This window comes from Chryseobacterium sp. SIMBA_029 (assembly GCF_046535275.1).
Taxonomy (GTDB): Bacteria; Bacteroidota; Bacteroidia; order Flavobacteriales; family Weeksellaceae; genus Chryseobacterium.
This window is the reverse complement of sequence record NZ_JAWRXA010000935.1, coordinates 1-230: the sequence shown is the minus strand read 5'-3', so window position 1 is coordinate 230 and position 230 is coordinate 1. Positions and strand designations below refer to the sequence as shown.

Sequence of the window (230 nt, the reverse complement as noted above, 5' to 3'; positions counted from 1 at the left end):
GGCGGTGTGGATTCCGCAGCGCTGTACCCGCCCAAGCGCTTCTTCGGTGCAGCCCGCAACATCGAAAACGGTGGGTCGCTCACTATCCTGGCAACTGCTCTCGTTGAGACCGGCTCCAAGATGGATGAGGTCATCTTCGAAGAGTTCAAGGGCACCGGCAACATGGAGCTTCGCCTGTCCCGCCAGCTGGCAGACAAGCGCATCTTCCCTGCCGTGGACGTCAACGCGTC

General features: G+C 61.3%; 1 pseudogene. It reads left to right on the top strand.

Annotated features, from left to right (window positions below):
• A pseudogene (locus SB679_RS26570) lies at positions 1-230 on the top strand (transcription termination factor Rho); the annotation flags it as partial.